We start from the raw sequence: 20,307 nt of genomic DNA on the forward strand, positions 1-20,307 counted from the left end.
CTTGCATGCAAAAAATGCCCGAATTGGTCCGGGTAACGATCAACTATCTTCGTAAATTCAAAGGCTTGCGTCGGGGTATGGTGAATGACTGATTAATGGGCAATAAGGGATATTGCAGATGCCGGACCAGGATGATTTGACCAAGACATGCACCCAATTGACACAGCGCCAGTTGCAAGCCGCGCTGCTGGAAATCACCAGCGACCTGCCCAAGGCCGAGGTCCTGCAAAAGCGCCTGCCGGGCTGGATGATAAACGCGCCCAAAGGTGTACTGGAGGCACTGGAACGGGACGCGGCGCAGATTGATGAGGCCAGGGCCGCAGTCGCCGGACGCTTGCTCCCATTACGCTCCCTGGATGAGTTTTGCAGTGCGCAATTGAAGGCTTACTGCCAGAAGCACTGGCAGGTCACGATTGAACCGCAGAAGGACCTGTTCGTGCGGGCCTTCTATGAATACCAGAAAGAAGTCCTGCCGCTGGATTATGTCAGGACCATCAAGCTGGAACAGCAGACCCTGCTGCACATGGCCCTGCAGAACTTTACCGAGGACGAGACGCAAGAGGCGCATTTTCCACAGCAGTCGCGGCTGCAATTCGGCTCAGCCTCAGGTGGGGTGATCACCGTCTCCGTGCAGGCATTTGCCAAGGGCTGTCGCGACCTTGATGTAGGCGGCTTGTATCAGCAGCACATCAGTGACGTGTTCAACCTTGACGCTGGCGCGCCGGGCGATGACGCCCACCTCAATGGTGTAGCGCTCGACATCGGTTGGATGAAAACCCTGGATGTGAAAATCGACGCGCACATTGCCTGCATGCGTGGCGATATCACCCGCGAGACCTATGACCTGTTATGCACACTGCTGGATCGGAAGATGGATCCTGAGCAGGCCAGGGGCCTTTTGTTTCAAGGGCGCCAGGTCATCTGGCAGGGCTTGAATGCGCTGGATTGCTGCCTGTGGAGCGTGCTGGTGTTTTCCGGCTGGCCAATTGCCGATTACCCGCAGGAGCCCTGTGTGGTGTACATGCCCAATGAGCCGGGGCGACCGTTTTTTGAGTACCCATCGCTCAACGACTTCAAGGTCTACCTGGACTTGAAGCTGGAAGTCAGCACCTACCGCACGTTCTTCGCGCGTTACCTGGGCGAAATAGACCGAGTTGGTTTTTTCAGCCGTTTTGACCAGCACCGTACCTTGGGCGTGTTGGAGGCCAGGGCCATCACCACTAGCCTGGCGCAGCACTTTTTTGCGACCTATGCGGGCAAACTGCAAATAGACGCCCGCACCCTGGCGGTCCCGGTGGTGGATGTCGACGAGCAGGTGCGCAAACAGCGTCTGCAGGAGTATCTGGACGCCGGGCTGACGTTGCTCAACCTTGCTGGTTTTATAGTCCCGGCATTGGGCCTGTTGATGACCAGCGTGGCGGTGGGACAGATGCTCGGCGAGGTGTACGACGGTATCGAGGACTGGCGCCGTGGCGACAAGGAGGAGGCGCTCGGACAGTTGGTGGCCGTGGCGCAGGACATCACGTCAATGGTGTTGTTCGCCGCGGGGGCCAAGGTGGTGGGCAAGGTCTTCAAGCGCACCCGACAAAGCTATGCCGGTTACTTCAAAACGTTGGAAGCGGTGCGTTCGAGGGATGGGCAGCCACGGTTGTGGCGGCCTGACATCGGACAGTATTCCCACGATCATCACCTGATCGACGACGTGGCTGCCGACGCGCAAGGCCTCTACCAGGTGGGCGCTCGCTCATACGTCAAAGTCGGCGACAACCTGCATCAGGTGACCTATGAGCCGCAGCAGGGACTGTGGCGGGCCAGCCACCGTACGCGGCAAACGGCCTATCGTCCGGTGATGTTGCACAACGGTGAGGGGGCCTGGCGTTTTTCATTCGAAGATCCCGAGGAGTGGGAAGACCAGGACTATTTGTTTTCCCGCCTGGAGCCGAGCAGTCGTCACCCCGCATTGGACTCGCGCAAGCTGAGGCTGGTTAACGACATCATCGACAAGCCCCACCGCTGGGGGTATCACCTAGCGCAGGAATGCCTGCCCTTTGCGGCGCGCTTTCGTGATCTGTATGAGCGTTTCCGGTTGGAGCAGTCGATTCGCGACCTGGTCTGGCTGTTGGAACGCGGGGGGTACCGTAATGGGCAAAGTGCGACCGCGCAAATGCACGCGTTGCCGCTGCTGCCGGGTTGGCCCCAAGGTCGTTATTTCGAGGTGCTGGATGCTCAAGGTGGCGTCACGGCGCGTTATCCCGCCGCCGGCCCGTTTGAGGCCGCTCAGGCATTGCGCCTCAGCGAGCAGGCCGTGGGTGAAGGGCGGGTGTTTGACGTGTTGCTTTCAGGCCTGGATACGCAACAAAAGGTCGGACTGTTGGGTGAAGGCGTGTCTGCCAATGAGGAGCACGCAGCGTTGGCGCGTCAATTGCTCGCACAGCTCAAGGCTGATCGAAGACCGTTGTTTGAACAGTTGTATCAGGCCTACGACGGGCCAGTGCCCGAGGAGTGGGCACCGCTGCGTCAGGCCTGCCCGCGACTGCCCACCCGCGTGATGCGCGAGCTGATGGCCCAGGCATCCTCCGTTGAGCGCCAAGCCCTGCGCGACAATCAGCGGGTGCCAATGGCCCTGGCAGAAGCGGTGCGCTTGAGCGCGGAGACACAGCGCCTGGATCGTGCTTTGGCCGGTTTCGAGCAGCCGGAGTTGGCCGGTCTCGACACCCAGTGTGTGGCGGTGCGCATGCTGCCGCGCGTCGAAGGTTGGGATAGCGCGTTGCAACTGGAATTGCGCCAGGATTCGCCCACCGGGTCACTGTTGGCCCTGGGCGCGAGGGAGGGCGCGAGCGTACGTCGAGTGGTGGTCAGTTCGGCGGCGGGCTTTGCGCCGTTCGACGCCAACGGCGTCAGTATGGGGCCGACCCAGGCCGGTTCCGACGGGCTGTTCGAGGCGATTATACAAACGCTCTCGGACACCCAGCGCAGCGCCCTGGAACTCCCGCTGAACCCGAGCGAAGGTGGATGGAGGCTGCGCCGTAGGTTGGCGGCCCGCGCGCAGAGCGAGCGTGTGGTGGCGGGCGACGCGTTTTCCGACAAGGCTGGCGAGCCACTGGAACAGGAGGTCTCCTGCCGCATGGCGGACTCTCCGACCAGCCCGCTGCCGCTCGCTTCGCCTCTGGTGCGCAAGGTGCGCAAAATCTATCCGCTGTTCAGTGACGTACAGGCAGCAGAGTTGCTGCGCAGCCTGGGGACCGATGCCCTGGCCCAAGCCAAGGCCGTTGCCCGTCTGCAGGCTGACCTGGAACGCCTGCGCACGGTCCTCAAACACTGGAAGAGCAACGTCGGCGACCTGGCGGCGCAGCCGGGCATGGGGGATGTCCGCGAGAGCCGCCAGCAAGTGGCCGAGCGGATTGAAGCCTGCTGGCGCCGCCAGAGCTTTGTCCTCGACGATCAACAAGTGCCCGTGCCGGGGCTGACATTGGATGGCATGCGCGTGGGCGCATTGCCGAACTTGCCCCCCGAAATCCGCTTTGACCATGTTCGGCAACTGTCCCTGAAAAACATGCGTCTGGGCGATGATGTGGCGTATTTCCTCAAGTGCTTCAAGGGGCTGCGGCGCCTCAACCTGGACCGCAACCGCCTGAGCCGGCTCCCGGAATACCTCTCGCGGATGCCCGAACTGAACAGTTTGTCCTTGCCCCACAATCAACTGGCGCTGACGACGTATACCCAGCGAAAACTGGCTGATATGCACACGCTGCGTTTGTTGGACCTGAGCCACAACCCCATCGAGGCGCATCTGGACGTGAGTAACATGCGCGATTTGCAAACCCTGTTACTGCAGGACGCCAGGCTGGTGGACCTGCCCGTCGGGATCGCACGCCTGGCCCATCTGGAACAGGTCGACCTGCGCAGCAACTGGATCACGGTATTGCCCGACTGGTTGTTTGCGTCGACACGCAGGTACAGCCAGGCGATCAATCTGGGTGGCAACCCATTGTCCTCGACGACAATGACGGCGCTGATTCGCTACCGCGATGCAGTGGGCATTGGTATGGGCTATGTGGAGGACGATCAGTCACGTTTCACCGAGTTGAAGGCCAGGCGGACCTGGCTGCCGGACGAGGTAGCGGCCGCCGATGCCGGCAAGCGGGCGATCTGGGCCAACCTGCGCGACGATCCGGAATCGGTGCCGCTGATGACGTTGTTGGCGCAACTCTCCGGCGCCGCCGACAGCCGTTACGTGCGTGAGGACATGACCCGGCGTGTCTGGGAGGTCCTGCAGGCGACCCATGACAGCGTCGAGTTGCGCGAGCAGGTGTTTCAACTGGTGGCCCATCCGGCGAACTGTGTCGATGGCGCGACAGAGATTTTCAGCCAGGTCGAAGTGCTCAAGGCCGTGGCGAACGCCACGCGCCAGGCCGGCCGTGGGCAAGGCAACTCCGGGGTGCTGCTGACCCTGGGGCGCGGCTTGTTTCGCCTCAGTGAGCTGGAAAAGATTGCGGCCACTTACGCCGCCGAACATGCCAGCGAAGACCCGCTGGAGGTCAGCCTGGCGTATCGGGTCGGTTTGGCGAAGATCCTGCAGTTGCCGGGGCAACCCAAGCACATGCGCTACGGGGCATTGGCTGACTTGACCAGCGAGAACCTGGAGCGGGCGCATGAGCAAGTCCTCATTGCCGAGCTGTCGCCGGTATTTTTGCGGTTTATTGCCCAGCTCTCGTTCTGGAAGGCCCATCTCAAACAGCAGTTTCCCGAGACGTTCAGGCGCGCTGCCGAGCCGTTTGACAGTCAACAGCAGGCGCTCTTCGAGAACAGTCAGAACCTCACCGATGGTGAATACCTGGCACAAATGGAAGGCCTGCGCGCGCCGCGCAGGCAGGCGATCAACGAGGTGATGGAGCGCCTGACCCAGCAGATGATGAAGTATCAGGACCTGGATATCTGCCATCTACCTGAAGACTAGCCGGCAGGGTTGCTGATTGATCCATGGCAAGCGCTATTCAATTGCTTGCCCGTGGTGCAGCCCAATCCGCTAGTCTTGATTGATCTTGGAAGGGAGTTGCCCATGTTCGAATCCGCAGAAATTGGTCACGCCGTCGACAAAGACACCTACGACGCCGAAGTGCCGGCCCTGCGTGAAGCGTTGTTGGAAGTGCAGTACGAGCTGCAACAGCAAAAGCGCTTCCCGGTGATCATCCTGATTAATGGCGTCGAAGGTGCTGGCAAAGGCGAGACCGTCAAGCTGCTCAATGAGTGGATGGACCCGCGCCTGATCGAAGTCCGTACCTTCGATCAGCAAACCGATGAGGAACTGGCCCGCCCGCCGGCCTGGCGGTACTGGCGGCAGTTGCCCGCCAAGGGCCGCATGGGTGTCTTTTTCGGCAACTGGTACAGCCAGATGCTGCAAGGCCGCGTACATGGGCAGATAAAGGACGCGCGTCTCGATCAGGCCATCGCCGGTGCCGAGCGCCTGGAAAAAATGCTCTGTGATGAAGGTGCGCTGATCTTCAAATTCTGGTTTCACCTTTCCAAGAAACAGATGAAGGCGCGGCTAAAGGCCTTGGCCGACGACCCGCTGCACAGTTGGCGCATCAGCCCGCTGGACTGGCAGCAATCACAGACCTACGACAAGTTCGTGCACTTTGGCGAGCGGGTGCTGCGTCGCACCAGCCGCGACTACGCGCCGTGGCATGTGATCGAAGGTGTCGACAGCAATTACCGCAGCCTCACCGTGGGCAAGCTACTGCTCGAAGGCATGCAAACCGCGTTGAAACTGCCCAAAGGCAAGGCCAGCGGCATGAACCCCGCGCCGCTGATACCGTCGGTGGACAAGAAGGGGCTGCTCGACAGCCTCGACTTGAGCCAGCATCTGGACAAGGACGATTACGAAGAACAACTGATCACCGAGCAAGCGCGATTCTCTGGCCTGATGCGTGACAAACGCATGCGCAAGCACGCCTTGATCACGGTGTTCGAAGGCAATGATGCGGCGGGCAAGGGCGGCGCGATTCGCCGGGTTGCAGCGGCGCTGGACCCACGCCAATACCATATCGTGCCGATTGCCGCGCCCAGTGAGGACGAACGCGCCCAACCGTACCTATGGCGGTTCTGGCAGAAGATCCCGGCGCGCGGCATGTTCACCGTGTTCGACCGCTCGTGGTACGGCCGCGTGCTGGTGGAGCGAGTCGAAGGTTTCTGCTCTGCGGCGGACTGGATGCGCGCCTATGGCGAGATCAATGATTTTGAAGAACAACTGCGTGATGCGGGCGTGATCGTGGTCAAGTTCTGGCTGGCGATTGACAAGGACACGCAGCTGGAACGCTTTCAGGCCCGTGAGGAAATCCCTTTCAAACGCTTCAAAATCACCGAAGACGACTGGCGCAACCGCGACAAGTGGGACGACTACCGCGCGGCGGTGGGCGATATGGTTGACCGTACCAGCACCGAAATCTCGCCCTGGACCCTGGTGGAGGCCAATGACAAGCGCTGGGCGCGGGTCAAGGTGCTGCGCACGATTAACCTCGCTTTAGAAGAAGCGTTCGCCAAGTCCGACAAGCACGATAAAAAGAAGAAGAAATAACTACGCGGTTTGCGCGCCGTGCTGGTTGGGGAGCGCAGACTTTTTTTGGTGAGCTGGCGTTGTGTGGTGCGTTTGCTTTTTGTGGTGAGCAGGCTTTGTATGGTGGGTTCGCTTTTTGTAGTGAGCAGGCTTGCCCTGCGCTGGGGCGAGAAGCGGCCCCAATCCAGTCGCCGCGTTTATCCAGGCAGAACCCAATGGCCGGTTTTAGGGCCGCTTCGCAGCCCAGCGCAGGGCAAGCCTGCTCACCACAAAGGTTGTGTTCGCCATTCAGGTATAGGCTCACCGCAAAGAGTCTGTTCATCTCAACAAACGACCCCACTCGTGCGAGTTGAGGAGAGCAGGCGTTTTTGTGGTGGCTGTGCTTTTTGTGGTGAACCGGCTGTGTGTGGTGGGTTCGCTTTTTGTAGTGAGCAGGCTTGCCCTGCGCTGGGGCGCGAAGCGGCCCCAATTCAGTCGCCGCGTTTCTCCAGGCAGAACCCAATGGCCGGTTTTAGGGCCGCTTCGCAGCCCAGCGCAGGGCAAGCCTGCTCACCACAAAGGTTGTGTTCGCCATTCAGGTATAGGCTCACCGCAAAGAGTCTGTTCATCTCAACAAACGACCCCACCCGTGATGGTTGAGGAGAGCAGGCGTTTTTGTGGTGACTGTGCTTTTTGGGGGGAGCCGGCTGTGTGTGGTGAGTTTGCTTTTTATGGTGAGCTGGCTTTGTGTGGTGTGTGGTGGATTCGCTTTTTGTAGTGAGCAGGCTTGCCCTGCGCTGGGGCGCGAAGCGGCCCCAATCCAGTCGCCGCGTTTCTCCAGGCAGAACCCAATGGCCGGTTTTAGGGCCGCTTCGCAGCCCAGCCCAGCGCAGGGCAAGCCTGCTCACCACAAAAAGGTTGTGTTCGCCATCAGGTATAGGCTCACCGCAAAGAGTCTGTTCACCTCAACAAACGACCCCACCCGTGCTGGTTGAGGAGAGCAGGCGTTTTTGTGGTGACTGTGCTTTTTGGGGGGAGCCGGCTGTGTGTGGTGACTTTGCTTTTTGTGGTGCGCCAGCTGTGTGTGGTGAGTTTGCTTTTTATGGTGAGCTGGCTTTGTGTGGTGTGTGGTGGGTTCGCTTTTTGTAGTGAGCAGGCTTGCCCTGCGCTGGGGCGCGAAGCGGCCCCAATCCAGTCGCTGCGTTTTCTCCAGGCAGAACCCAATGGCCGGTTTTAGGGCCGCTTCGCAGCCCAGCGCAGGGCAAGCCTGCTCACCACAGAAAGGTTGTGTTTGCCATCAGGTATAGGCTCACCGCAAAGAGTCTGTTCACCTCAACAAACGACCCCACTCGTGCTGGTTGAGGAGAGCAGGCATGTTTGTGGTGACTTTGCTTTTTGCAATGAGCAGGCCTGCCCCGCGCCGGGGCGCGAAGCGGTCCCACCCCAAAGTCTCACTGCTTCAACCAGCCATGGTTTTGTATATGCCGGGTGAATGATCATCGCGGTTGCCTGGGCCTGGATCTATCCTCGATCCATCGCCCAACAACCAGAAGATCGAGGTAGCCCATGCGTGAAGTAGTCATCGTCGACAGCGTACGAACCGGCCTGGCCAAGTCCTTTCGCGGCAAGTTCAACCAGACCCGTCCGGATGACATGGCGGCTCATTGCGTCAACGCGCTGCTCACCCGCAACGGCATCGACCCGGCGACGGTTGAAGATTGCATCGTCGGCGCGGGCTCCAATGAGGGGGCCCAGGGCTACAACATCGGGCGTAACGTGGCGGTACTGTCGCAACTGGGCACTGGGACGGCGGGCATGACCCTCAACCGTTTCTGCTCATCGGGCTTGCAGGCGATTGCCATCGCTGCCAACCAGATCGCCTCGGGCTGCAGCGACATCATCGTCGCCGGTGGCGTCGAGTCCATCAGTCTGACCATGAAAAGCGTCAACACCGACAACCTGATCAACCCGCTGCTCAAAGAGCAAGTACCGGGCATTTACTTCCCCATGGGCCAGACCGCCGAAATCGTCGCGCGCCGCTACAACGTCAGCCGCGAAGAACAGGATCTCTACGCCCTGCAAAGCCAGCAACGTACCGCCCAAGCCCAGGCCGATGGTTTGTTCAATGACGAAATCGTGCCGATGGCGGTCAAGTACAAGGTCGAGGACAAAAACACCGGCGCGGTGCAGATTCTCGACGGCGTGGTCGATCGCGACGACTGCAACCGCCCCGACACCACCCTGGCGAGCCTGCAAGGCTTGAAACCAGTGTTCGCCGAGGACGGCTCGGTGACAGCGGGTAACTCGTCGCAACTGTCCGACGGCGCCTCGATGACCCTGGTGATGAGCCTGGAAAAAGCCCTGGAACTGGGGCTCAAGCCCAAGGCGTTTTTCCGTGGCTTCACTGTGGCTGGCTGCGAGCCGGACGAAATGGGCATCGGTCCGGTGTTCTCAGTGCCCAAGCTGCTCAAGGCGCGTGGCTTGCAAGTGGCGGATATCGACCTGTGGGAACTCAACGAAGCGTTTGCCTCGCAGTGCCTGTACGCACGCAATCGTCTGGAAATCGACAACGCCAAATACAACGTCAACGGCGGATCGATTTCCATCGGCCACCCGTTCGGCATGACCGGTTCGCGGCAAGTGGGGCATCTGGTGCGTGAGTTGCAACGGCGTAACCTGCGTTACGGCGTCGTCACCATGTGCGTGGGCGGCGGCATGGGCGCCACCGGTTTGTTTGAGGTCGCACGCTAGTCACTTGAGTTTCGCGCTTCGGGTCGTTCGTACTCGATCAATGCAGAGGGGGGCTTGTCCTCCCTTTGCGCATCTGCTGTTCAGTTATCTCAAAACCGCACTTTTAGTTGCTTGCTTAGTTGGGGTTTTCCAATGGGAGCGGTGATTTTTTAGTGCCTGTAATCTCATTCTTACAGATATAATCTTGGTTAAAATATTCTCATTAATCTGCGTGTAGTCTAATTCCTTCAGCACTTTTTAAAGTTTTGGCAGATTGCCATGTTTTTCCTGCGAGTGTTAGTGGTTCACGGCTACTTCGTTAAGGGAAATGGACGGCTTACTTGTTTGTGCGTCATGTACAAACTTTCCCTGTGTTGAGCGGTGTCGCGAATTGCAATGCAATAAGTTGGAAAAACAACTTGGCGGTCACCGACTTAATGGCACGGGTCACACCGTTCGTTTAATCAGTCCTGCGCTGACGTGTTGCAGGACGCCTTATGACATTTGATAAGTGGGAAATTGTGAATGAAAACTAAACTGAAAACTGTGCTCTTGGCTGTCGGCGTTTTGGCGGGGACTGCGTCCGTTGCTCAGGCCGCGGATGGAACGGTCACGTTTCTGGGCTCGGTACATTCGGGCGCCTGCTCCATCAAACCTGACTCCGTCGATCAGACCATCCGACTGGGTGCGATCGCCAAACACCAGTTGGAATCAGGCGGCAAGTCCGAGGCCCGTCGTTTGCTGATCGAGCTTGAAGGCTGCGACTTGTCCAACCTCACCGACAATACCGTCACCACGACCTTCACGGGAGCACCTTCCAGCGTTGTTCCAGGGGCGATCGGCACGGTGGGTGGCGCCGGCGGCGTGGGCATCATGATGACCCACGGCGGTGACGTGGTTGAGCTTGGCGTTCCTACAACTCCGCAGATCATTGCTGCCGGCAATAACACGCTGGAGTTCGGGGCTTACGTCCAAGGTGCCGCCACGGGCGCCATCACTCCTGGCGATTTCAGCGCAGTCACCAATTTCACCTTGGCTTATCAGTAAGTGTTTCCCCCGCCACCGCGGGTGGCGGGGGACGCTGTCGGGAGATCCAGGTGAAAACATTCATGCGTTTCGCTATCGCTTCTTCACTAACGACGTTGGTCTGCCCTTACGTTTTTGCGCAAGAGGCCTCACAGGGCGAGGGCGTTGTCCTGCTTGGGGGACAAGTCGTCGACTCAGCCTGCGGGTTGGAGCTGGCCAGTATCGACCAGACCATCGAGATGCCACCAGAGCCGGTTGGCCGGCTTTTACGTAACACGCGCGGAGAAGACCATCCCTTCCAGTTGCGCCTGATCAATTGCTCGTTGACTCGGCCGGACCCGTTGCGCCCGGGGGTAACTCTGCCTGATTGGGAGCATATGCGAGTGACGTTTGACGGCCCCACCGACAGGCTAGGGCTCTCCTTTGCGGTGTTTGGCGACTCGCAGGGGGTCGCCCTGCACATTGTGGACGCCGCCGGCGAAGAGAGTATTCCGGGTCAGCGGATGGCACCGACACCGTTGGCGGAGGGCGATATGACACTCAACTACAGATTCTATCTGGTCGGCAATGGACTGCCGCTGGTGGCGGGACCCCACAGCGCCGCAGTGCGGTTCAAGTTGGAATATTTTTGAACATTGATGGGCAGGCATGCATGTTGAATACGGCGAAGATCAAAAATACGCTGCGCCCGGGCCTGTTTGGTGGGCTTATATCACTGGCGGGAAGTGCATTGGGCGCCGCAGATATCGAGTTTAATACGGACGTTCTTGACCTGACTGATCGCACTAATATTGACTTGTCTCAGTTTGCGCGCAGCGGGTTTATTTTACCCGGCACTTATTCGATGGTTGTGCAGATAAACGGTCAGCCTATTGCTGAACAACCGGTGGCGTTCTATCCGCCCGATAATGATCCCAAGGGTAGCCAGGCCTGTTTGTCCCACAGTCTTGTGGAACAGTTGGGCCTTAAAGTGTCCGAAGCCGACAAACTGGCATGGTGGAAAGGCGGCGAGTGCCTGGACATTCAAAGTTTGCCTGGCATGGACGTCCAGGGTGATCTGGCCAGCTCCACGCTGAGCATCAACTTGCCCCAGGCATACCTTGAGTACAGCGCCATCAACTGGGATCCGCCTTCACGCTGGGATGAAGGCGTGCCGGGGCTGTTGATCGATTACAGCCTGACGGCGCAGTCCAACTATCAACGAAACGACGGTAACCGCAAAAACCTCAGTGGCAATGGCACCGTGGGGGCTAACGCCGGTGCCTGGCGCCTCAGGGCGGACTGGCAAGGGCGCGTCGAGAGCGGCCGACAAGAAGCCGCAGGGCCTCAAAAACTGGAGTGGAGCCGCTACTACGCGTATCGCGCTATTCCGGCGTTGAGAGCGCGCCTGTTAGTGGGTGAGAACTACCTGTATTCGGATCTGTTTGACAGCTTCCGCTTTACCGGTGCCGCGCTGAACTCTGATGAAAGCCAGTTACCGCCCAACCTGCGTGGTTACGCGCCGGAAGTTGTCGGGGTGGCCAAAACCAATGCGAAAGTCATCATCAGCCAGCAGGGGCGCGTGCTCTACGAAACCCTGGTGGCGGCAGGCCCCTTTCGCATTCAGGACTTGCAGGACGCGGTGACGGGCAAGTTGGACGTGCGGATTGAAGAACAGGATGGCGTGGTAAACAGCTTCCAGATCGACACGGCGGGTGTTCCCTACCTGACGCGTCCGGGCCAAGTGCGTTACAAGCTGGCCGCGGGTCGACCGTCCAATCTGCAATACGGTGCGGATGGCGACTTTTTCGGTACCGGGGAGTTTTCCTGGGGGATCAGCAATGGCTGGTCGTTGTTCGGCGGCGGCATGACCGACAACAACTACCGAGCCGTGTCCGTGGGCGCAGGGCGCGACTTGCTGGCGTTCGGCGCCGTTTCGCTGGACGTGACGCAGTCGCGCGCCCATGTGTGGAACGAGACGCTCTCGGGTAAATCCTACCGCCTTCAATACTCCAAGAACTTTGAAGAGTATGACAGCCAGGTGACCTTCGCCGGTTACCGGTTTTCCGAGAAGAATTTCTTGAGTATGAGTGAGTACCTGGACGCCCGGCATTACGGGTTGAACGGCGAACTCGGCGGGCGCGGCGATTATCGCGATTCAAGCGAGGGCTGGAAGCCGATTGGCGGCAGCAAGGCGCTTTATACGGTGACGGTCAACAAACAGTTTCGTGACCTGGGCGCTACCGTCTACGCCAGTTACCACAAGCAAACCTATTGGGACCGGCCGGACACTCAGCGTTGGAACCTGTCGTTGTCGCGTTACTTCAATGTGGGCACGGTCAAGAATATGAACCTGTCCCTGAATATGTATCGCACCCAGGAATACAACTACAACGACAACGGCATGGCGCTGACGGTCAGCCTGCCGTTTGGACGCACCGGCACCCTGTCGGCGGATGCCAATAGGGCCGCCGGCAAGAACACCTTTGCAACCCGCTACAGCGATCGGATCGATGAGCGCAACAGCTACCAGCTCAGTGCCAGCAATGCCTACGGCAGTGGGTATCTGAGTCATATGGGGGATCAGGCCGACATCGACATCAGCGCCAGTACGCAAGAGGGTGGCTACAGCAGCCTGGGTGTGTCTGCCCGTGGTGGTGGCACGCTCACGGCCCACGGTGCGGCTCTGCACCGTACCACCAGCACCGGCGGCACGCGCCTGATGATCGATACCGGTGGGGTGCCCGATGTACCTGTTCGCGGTTACGGCTCACCGACTCGCAGTAACGTCTTTGGCAAGGCTGTCATCTCCGACATCAGCAGCTACCAGCGTACGGTGGCCAGCGTTGATCTGGAGCGCTTGCCGAGCAATGTCGAAGCGACTGAGTCGGTCACCCAGTTAACGCTCACCGAAGGAGCGATTGGTTACCGCACGCTGGATGTGATTGCCGGCGAAAAAGCCATGGCCATTCTGCGCCTGCCGGATGGCAGTTCACCGCCCTTCGGCGCGACGGTGAAGAACATGAAGCAACAGGACACCGGGATTGTGAATGACAGCGGCAGTGTCTACCTGAGTGGCTTGCGGGCTGGCGAGCAGATGGTCGTCAGTTGGGGCGGCGACGAACAATGCGTCCTTACGCTTCCCGCCATCCTGCCCGTTGATGGTTTGACGGACACCTTGCAACTGGGCTGCCACAGGATCGCCGCAACCCCATCTTTGCCCGGGCCAGCCACGCTGACCGGGGAACTTATTGATACGGAGAACACAGCCTCATGATGCTTGATATGCGCCTCACCCCTCCGGCTTTCGCGCTCCTGGCTCTGGGTTTGAGCCAGAGCGCCGGCGCCGCCGTCGGCCTGGACCGTACCCGCGTGATTTTTGATGGCGGCAAAGATGCCACCAGCGTGAGCATTACCAACAACAATACCCAGCTGCCGTATCTGGCCCAAGGCTGGATTGAGGATGAGGCGGGTAAAAAAAACACCTCGCCCTTGATCGTGCTCCCGCCGGTTCAACGCTTGGAGCCTGGTAAACAAAGCCAGGTGAAAGTTCAGGCTTTACCGGCAGCCAAGTCGTTACCGCAGGATCGGGAGACGGTCTACTACTTCAACTTGAGGGAAATCCCGCCGCGCAGCGATAAATCCAACACCCTGCAAATTGCATTGCAGACCCGCATCAAGTTGTTCTATCGACCACAAGCTATTACGCCAAGCCAGCAAGACCTGTCCAACCCCTGGCAGCAGAAACTGACCCTGACCCGCGAAGGCGATCAATACCGGGTTAACAACCCGACGCCTTATTACGTGACCCTGGTGGATGCGCGCAGCAGCAAGGACGGCAAAACCGCGCCGGGCTTCGCGCCGCTGATGATCCCGCCCAAAGACGCATTGACCTTGGGCCCCACGGCCAGCGCACTGGGTACGGCCCCTTACCTGGCCTATGTGAATGATTACGGCGGCCGTCCGCTTCTGGCCTTCACCTGCAATGGCAACACGTGCCAGGTGAACACGCAGGCCGCATTGCCGAAAGAGTAATGCGGCTGGAGAACGTCATGAAATCGAACAATGTGAAGGTCTTGGGCAGCTTGTTGTGGATCCTGGCGATGGGCGTACACGCCGAGGATGACGAGGATATTGAAGGTATGAGCGGGATGCTGAATGTGCTCGGGTCCATGCATGAATCGCCTTGCAGCCTGGAGATGGCGTCACTGCATCAAACGGTTGAGCTGGACGCCGTGTCGAGCAGCCAGCTGCAGCGGCCCGGTGACCAGGCGACTGCAAAGGCTTTTCAACTGCGCTTTACCGATTGCCAGCGCACCGCCGGCCGCGTGCGCAGTGAACGCACCGGCAACCTGGTATGGAGTGCCTACCAACCCGTGCTGTCGGTGGCGTTTTCTGCGCCTGCCGATCCCGATGATCCACGGCTGGTCAAAGTGCAAGGCATCACCGGGATGGGCCTGCAATTGACCGACGCCCTGGGCCGGGATGTCCAGTTGGGTTCAAGGGGCGAAGCTTTGTTTCTGCCCGTGGGACGCAACATTCAGACCTGGCACGTACGGCCCACACGCACCGCTGCGCCACTGACCAGTGGAGCATTCAGGGCCGTGGTGGATTTCAGGCTCAACTATGAGTAAGGGCAGAGCGATGGATAGACCAATCAGCCCACGGGCCATTCTGATCGCTGTTTGCCTGATAGGGGCCGTCAGCCAGAGTGTGCAGGCACAGACCAATTTGACGATTCGCGCGGTCATCATTGCCCCTCCGCCGTGTGTCATTAACAGTGGCAATACGCTGGACGTGCCGTTTGGCAATGACTTGCAGACGTCACGGGTGGACGGGGTGAATTATCGTCGCGATGTGCCGTACACCGTCACCTGCAGCGCTCCCCACAGCAATGCGTTGACCCTGGCGCTCAACGGCACAGGCGCCTCGTTTGACAGCCGCGTGCTCTCTACGCGCAAGGCGGACCTTGGGGTCAAGCTGTTCGTGAACGGCGCTGACTGGCCGCTCAACACCCGGGTGAACTTTACCTATCCCAATTTCCCGGTGGTGCAGGCGGTGCCCGTCAAACGCGCGGGCAGCCAACTGAGCGGCGGTGCGTTCGATGCCGCTGCGACCCTTGTGGTCGATTACCAATGACGGCGACCTATATGAGGAACGACCAATGAAGGTTTGGCCACAGCGAGCATTGCTCGCGCTGTGCTCCATCGGCCTGTGCAATGTTGCATCGGCCAACCTGACGTTCAGCGGTACGTTGAACGAGCCGCCACCCTGCACGATTGAAGGTGGCAAGACCATTGAAGTCGACTTTGGCGACGTCGGGGTCAAGCGCATTGATGGTGTGAAATACCGAAAAGGTATCGGTTACGCGATTAATTGCGGCACCGACACGTTGCCGTGGGCGTTGAAGTTGAGTGTCAACGGCACCCCCACCGCGTTTGATGGCTCTGCCGTGCAGACCAGCGTGCCGGCGCTGGGTATTCGGGTTTTTCAGAACAGCCTGCCATTGCCCCTCAATACGCCAATGGACATCACCCTGTCGTCACCGCCGACATTGGAAGTCGTTCCGGTGCAACAGCCCGGGGCAGTCCTGACGCCGGCCCGGTTTACGGCGGTGGCCACGTTGTTGGCCGAATACCAGTAGGAGCTGAGTCGATGCGATATGAAATTGTGCATAAGGGTGCGTTGGCAGTGCTGCTCGTCTTCGGCCTGACCCCCTTGGGGTATGCGGCGGACAACCTGAGCTTCAAGGGCAACCTGGTTGAAGAGGCCTGCACACTGCGCCCCGGTGACGAGGCCGTAACGCTGGAATTGTGGGACCTGACCAGCAAATACCTCTATCTCAACACGCGATCCGTGGGCAAGCGTTTCAGGCTGCACCTGGAGGATTGTGACACCACGATCGGCGACTCGGTGACCATCATGTTCGGCGGCACGGAAAACACCGCGCTGCCCGGTTTGCTCGCGCTCGATGGCGGCAGTAGTGCCTCGGGGATCGGGGTGGGCATGGAAACGCTGAGTGACAAGCCCTTGCCCTTGAATGCCGTCAGTGACAGGCAACTGCTGAGCGATGGCAGCAATGTCATTGAGCTCAAGGCCTACGTACAGGGCGAGCCGAATGCGATCAGGGATCAAACCATCGGGCACGGCGCGTACACGGTGACCTCCACTTTTACATTGGACTATCCGTAATCGTTCACAGCTGAAAGTGGCCTTGGCTAACCTCCAGCGCCTCCGGGGGGCTGCAAGGCACGGCGTGACGTGCGATGGGTATTCGGATTTTTCACGACAGCTTGCCAGTGCCCCTCATTACGTCAGTGGACATCACCTTTTCGTCACTGCCGACATTGAAGGTGGTGGCAGTGCACATAAAAAGCCTCAGGCGAACCTCAACGCTCTCTCGGGCGGCTTTGACGCACACGGTGAAAGCGCGTTGGGTCACGCGGGGAGACAGGCAAAGAGAGATTAGAAATGAAACGATTATTTGGAACCACGGTGCTTCTCGTCTTGATTGGCGTGACTACAAACTTGCGCGCTGCTGAGTGCCGGGTAGACGGTGGGGCGTGGATAGGCGGAAACCCTAACCTGCAGGTTCCCGTCAGGGTTCAGGCGGATGCTGATAAGACACGTATCATGCTTGAGGGCGCGAATCTGGAGTGCAGGTTTAAACCCTTCCCGGGCTTTCCGCCCTCGAGAGAGGACTACTGGCGAACCTCGACCAGGGTCGGTTCGGCCTGGACTCCAGGCCCAAAGTTTGCCGCCCAAATCACCGGCCTTCGTATAAATGGAGCGTTTTACAACAATCCCGTTCCCAACGGCATTTATATCGCAACGATGCCCAATAACCTCATCGGTTATCCCATCAATGTGACCCCTTACATCATGCTGCGTAACAATCCCAGCAACCCCATCGACATTCGCGTAGGGGACGCCCTCGGTGTGCTGCGACTGGAGCAGACAAACAATTACGACACATCCTCGGCGAGTCTGACGGTCACTTATTACGCCGCCAACAATTTCACCATCTCGCCCTCAACCTGCACGATCAACAATAACAACCCGATCGAAATCAACTTCGGCGACGTCCACCAGCGGGCAATCGGCACCGATCCGCTGTCAACGTCCGTGGTCAGTAACCGCAGACTCACTTACTCGTGCCCGGACGGCGGAATCAACACACCGATCACCATTACTTATAAAGGCACGCGCTCCTCGTTCGACTCGCGGTTGCTGCTCATGAGCAATGCCGACGTGGGCACGGCGCTCGTGCGCGGCGGGGCTGCGGTAGCCGTTAACGGTTCATTCCTCACCCGAATCACCAACAGTGTGGGCGGAGACGATGTGACGTTTTCGCTGGTGCGGCGAACCGGCTCACTGCCGACTCCGGGGGCTATCAGCGGCAGCGGTGTACTGGTGATGGGGGTGCCATGACTCGGTCTGCGGCAGATGAATGATCGATACCCAAAACACACCGCATCGCCCTAGAATGCCAGCTCCTCCACCTCTGGTTTTTTGGGGCACTCATGCACATCTCTTCCGGCCGCTGGGTCTATGGCTTTGGCTTGACCCTGCTGACCGCGTTCCTCTGGGGCATTCTGCCGATCAAACTCAAGCAAGTGCTGCAGGTGATGGACCCGATCACCGTCACCTGGTTTCGCCTGACCGTGGCTGGCGGTTGTCTGTTCGTCTACCTTGCCGCCACCAAGCGTCTGCCCAGCCGCAAAGTGCTCGGCCCCAAGGGCGGTTGGCTGGTGGCGATGGCGGTATGCGGCCTGGTGGGCAACTACGTGTTGTACCTGGTGGGCCTGAAATCGCTCAGCCCCGGCACCGCACAGTTGGTCGTGCAGATGGGGCCTATCTTTTTGATGATCGCCAGCGTGTTTGTGTTCAAGGAACGTTTCAGCCGCGGGCAAGTGGTGGGATTGGTCGTCTTGATCGCAGGCTTCGGCCTGTTCTTCAACCAGCGCCTGGAGGAATTACTGACGTCCCTCGGCACTTACACCGCCGGGGTGCTGACGATCCTGCTCGCCACCTCGATCTGGGTGTTCTATGCCCTGGGTCAGAAGCAATTGTTGACCGTGTGGAATTCGCTGCAAGTCATGATGGTGATCTACCTCACCTGCGCTTTGTTGCTCACGCCCTGGGCCCATCCGTTGGAAGCGCTGCAACTGAGCCCGCTGCAAGGCTGGCTGCTGTTGGCGTGCTGCATGAATACGCTGGTGGCCTACGGCGCGTTTGCCGAAGCCCTGGCCCATTGGGAAGCCTCGCGGGTGAGTGCGACCCTGGCGCTCACGCCGCTGGTGACCTTTGTAGCGGTCGCCTTGGCGGCCTGGCTATGGCCGGACTACGTGCAGGCCGAAGAGATCAACGCCCTGGGCTATGCCGGGGCGCTGGTGGTGGTGCTGGGGTCGGCGACTGTCGCGCTGGCGCCGTCGTTGCTCGCCGGGCTCAAGGCCCGGCGGCTGCGTTTGGCGTCTTAATGCCCGGCTTCGAGCATATTTTCCGGGCGTACCCACTGGTCGAACTCTTCGTCAGTGAGGTAGCCCAACTCCAGCGCGGCTTCCCGTAGCGTCAGCCCCTCGGCGTAGGCTTTCTTGGCGATCTCTGCTGATTTGTCGTAGCCGATATGCGGGTTGAGCGCCGTCACCAGCATCAGTCCGCGCTCCAGGTGTTCGGCCATTTTCTCGGCGTCGGGCTCCAGGCCGGCAATGCAATGCTCCTGAAAGTTATTGCAGCCATCGGCGAGCAGGCGGATCGACTCCAGCAGGTTGTGGATGATCACCGGCTTGTACACGTTCAACTGCAAGTGTCCCTGGCTCGCGGCGATACCGATGGTCACGTCGTTGCCCAGTACCTGGCAGGCGAGCATCGACAGCGCTTCGCACTGCGTCGGGTTGACCTTGCCCGGCATGATCGAACTGCCCGGCTCGTTGGCAGGCAGCTTCACTTCCGCAAGCCCAGCGCGCGGTCCGGAACCGAGCAGGCGCAGGTCGTTGGCGATTTTCATCAGGGCCACGGCCAGGGTTTTCAGGGCGCCGTGCAACGTCACTAGCGGCTCATGGCCGGAGAGGGCGGCGAATTTGTTCGGTGCGGTGACGAACGGCAGCCCCGAGAGCGCTGCCAACTCGGCCGCAATGGCCTCGCCAAAACCATGGGGCGAATTGAGCCCGGTGCCCACGGCCGTGCCGCCCTGGGCCAGTTCACACACTTGGGGCAGGGCACTGCGGATGGCGCGTTCGGCGTAGTCGAGTTGGGCGATAAACGCCGAGAGTTCCTGGCCGAACGTGATCGGCGTGGCGTCCATCATGTGCGTGCGGCCGGTCTTGACCAGCTTCATATGCCGCGCGGCCTGCTCGGCCAGACCGCCGGAAAGCGTAGCGATCGCCGGCAACAAACGTTGATGGACGGCCTGCACCGCCGCAATGCTCATGGCCGTCGGGAAGCAATCATTGGAGCTCTGGGAGCGGTTCACATGGTCGTTCGGGTGCACCGGGCTCTTGCCGCCGCGTTGATTGCCTGCCAGTTCGTTGGCACGGCCGGCGATCACTTCATTGGCGTTCATGTTGCTCTGGGTGCCGCTGCCGGTCTGCCACACCACTAATGGGAATTGGTCGTCATGGTTGCCGGCGAGGACTTCATCGGCGGCCTGTTCGATCAGGCGGGCGATGTCGGCGGGCAGGTCGCCGTTGCGGTCGTTGACCCGGGCGGCTGCCTTTTTGATCAGGGTCAGGGCGTGCAATACCGGCAAGGGCATCCGCTGGTCGCCGATGGCGAAATTCACCAGCGAGCGTTGGGTCTGGGCGCCCCAGTAAGCGTCATCCGGGACATGCACTTCTCCCAGGCTGTCGGTTTCGATACGGCTCATCGGGCACACTCCTTAGGTTCGTTTGCGCAGTTTAGGCCGTGATTGACCTAGTGGGTTCCCTAAAAGACTTTTCATCGGGCAATCCGCGACCGGCAAGGCCTGGGGTTGAGCCGCGAGGTTTTTTAGGCGCAGAATGGGCGCCCTTGGGGTCTTACCTCGCCAGCTAGAAAGGAAA

The 20,307-nt window shown here is 59.7% G+C and carries 14 protein-coding genes; 13 read left to right on the top strand and 1 reads right to left on the bottom strand.

The features are described 5' to 3' along the window. The first annotated feature begins 118 nt into the window (after positions 1-118). The 13 genes from AOA61_RS26560 (at position 119) to AOA61_RS26620 (ending at position 18,747) form a co-directional block, all read left to right on the top strand. Positions 119-4,957 carry an NEL-type E3 ubiquitin ligase domain-containing protein gene (locus tag AOA61_RS26560; protein ID WP_099603059.1) on the top strand — a complete coding sequence of 1,613 codons (4,839 nt, stop codon included), beginning with the start codon at positions 119-121 and terminating at the stop codon, positions 4,955-4,957. 102 nt (positions 4,958-5,059) lie between these two features. Then, positions 5,060-6,574 (top strand): polyphosphate:AMP phosphotransferase, encoded by a 1,515-nt coding sequence (gene pap / locus AOA61_RS26565; RefSeq protein ID WP_032888070.1) that lies wholly within the window; start codon positions 5,060-5,062, stop codon positions 6,572-6,574. A 1,524-nt stretch (positions 6,575-8,098) separates the two neighbouring features. Further along, positions 8,099-9,283 (top strand): thiolase family protein, encoded by a 1,185-nt coding sequence (locus AOA61_RS26570; RefSeq protein ID WP_095185477.1) that lies wholly within the window; start codon positions 8,099-8,101, stop codon positions 9,281-9,283. A gap of 504 nt (positions 9,284-9,787) precedes the next feature. Further along, positions 9,788-10,309, top strand: coding sequence for a fimbrial protein (locus AOA61_RS26575; protein WP_032885959.1), 522 nt, complete (start codon positions 9,788-9,790; stop codon positions 10,307-10,309). A 50-nt stretch (positions 10,310-10,359) separates the two neighbouring features. Then, on the top strand, positions 10,360-10,920 hold the full coding sequence (locus AOA61_RS26580) for a fimbrial protein (RefSeq protein ID WP_032885957.1): 561 nt from the start codon (positions 10,360-10,362) through the stop codon (positions 10,918-10,920). Between the two features lie 20 nt (positions 10,921-10,940). Continuing rightward, a complete protein-coding gene (locus AOA61_RS26585; protein WP_158234825.1) occupies positions 10,941-13,544 on the top strand; it encodes an outer membrane usher protein in 2,604 nt (867 codons plus the stop codon). Beyond that, positions 13,541-14,302, top strand: coding sequence for a fimbria/pilus periplasmic chaperone (locus tag AOA61_RS26590; protein ID WP_099603060.1), 762 nt, complete (start codon positions 13,541-13,543; stop codon positions 14,300-14,302). The genes AOA61_RS26585 and AOA61_RS26590 overlap by 4 nt, the downstream gene beginning before the upstream one ends. A gap of 17 nt (positions 14,303-14,319) precedes the next feature. Next, positions 14,320-14,901: a fimbrial protein gene (locus tag AOA61_RS26595; RefSeq protein ID WP_099603061.1), complete on the top strand. Its 582-nt coding sequence runs from the start codon at positions 14,320-14,322 to the stop codon at positions 14,899-14,901. Between the two features lie 10 nt (positions 14,902-14,911). Next, positions 14,912-15,406: a fimbrial protein gene (locus AOA61_RS26600; protein WP_233896878.1), complete on the top strand. Its 495-nt coding sequence runs from the start codon at positions 14,912-14,914 to the stop codon at positions 15,404-15,406. Positions 15,407-15,431: 25 nt separating this feature from the next. Next, positions 15,432-15,911 (top strand): fimbrial protein, encoded by a 480-nt coding sequence (locus AOA61_RS26605; RefSeq protein WP_032885951.1) that lies wholly within the window; start codon positions 15,432-15,434, stop codon positions 15,909-15,911. Positions 15,912-15,922: 11 nt separating this feature from the next. Beyond that, on the top strand, positions 15,923-16,459 hold the full coding sequence (locus AOA61_RS26610) for a fimbrial protein (protein ID WP_099603062.1): 537 nt from the start codon (positions 15,923-15,925) through the stop codon (positions 16,457-16,459). Positions 16,460-16,738: 279 nt separating this feature from the next. After that, entirely contained in the window at positions 16,739-17,698 is a 960-nt protein-coding gene (locus AOA61_RS26615; protein WP_095185482.1) for a fimbrial protein, read from the top strand. Positions 17,699-17,790: 92 nt separating this feature from the next. Then, positions 17,791-18,747: a DMT family transporter gene (locus AOA61_RS26620; protein WP_032885947.1), complete on the top strand. Its 957-nt coding sequence runs from the start codon at positions 17,791-17,793 to the stop codon at positions 18,745-18,747. Here the strand turns inward: AOA61_RS26620 and AOA61_RS26625 are convergent. Next, positions 18,744-20,132 carry a class II fumarate hydratase gene (locus tag AOA61_RS26625; RefSeq protein ID WP_032885945.1) on the bottom strand — a complete coding sequence of 463 codons (1,389 nt, stop codon included), beginning with the start codon at positions 20,130-20,132 and terminating at the stop codon, positions 18,744-18,746. The two genes, AOA61_RS26620 and AOA61_RS26625, sit on opposite strands and share 4 nt — an antisense overlap. Positions 20,133-20,307 lie beyond the last annotated feature (175 nt).

It is taken from the genome of Pseudomonas sp. 2995-1 (genome assembly GCF_002742505.1).
Classification (GTDB): Bacteria; Pseudomonadota; Gammaproteobacteria; order Pseudomonadales; family Pseudomonadaceae; genus Aquipseudomonas; species Aquipseudomonas sivasensis.